The organism is Acinetobacter sp. ANC_7634 (assembly GCF_056779875.1).
Window position 1 is genome coordinate 1 of the sequence record NZ_JBWYIT010000031.1, and the last position, 542, is coordinate 542.

At 51.1% G+C, this 542-nt stretch carries 1 pseudogene; it reads right to left on the minus strand.

From position 1 onward, the window contains the following. A pseudogene (locus tag AC1M9A_RS14385) lies at window positions 1-542 on the minus strand (type VI secretion system tip protein VgrG); the annotation flags it as partial.

Sequence of the window (542 nt, forward strand, 5' to 3'; positions counted from 1 at the left end):
ATGAGTTCGCTGGCTTGGCGTTCTTGGTCCTTGTGGGTTGCTTGGTTGGTGTCTGTCTTGTGTTTTGGTGTCCATTGGCTGCGTTGTAGCAGTTGTTGGACTTGTTGGTCTAAGTCTTTGGGTAGGTTGTTTTGGTTGTAGTAGCGTTTGCCAACAATGAGGAATTCTTGGTCAACTCCGCTGTGTTGTTCAATTTCTGGATGGCCATCGAGTTTGAACCAGTAGCCGACTTGGCTGTCTCTGACGCTGGCTTTGGCGATGAATTGTTTGCTTTGTCCAGCGTAGTAGTCGCTGAGGTGTTGGTTGAGTTTTTCAACTTGGCTGTTGCCTGAGGCGGTGGCTTGGTCTTCGCCTTTGAGGTCTTGGATCCATGCAGGGCTGATGTGCCATGCTTGTTCGAGGCCTAGGCTGGCATTGTCTTGGTGGTCACTGTGTTGGTGTTTACTTTGGACTGAGCCTGCGCCTTCTTCTTGTTCGAGGGCTGTGGCTTGCCAGCGTTGTAGGTGGACTGCGGTGGGTTGTAGGCTACGTTGTCCGATAAA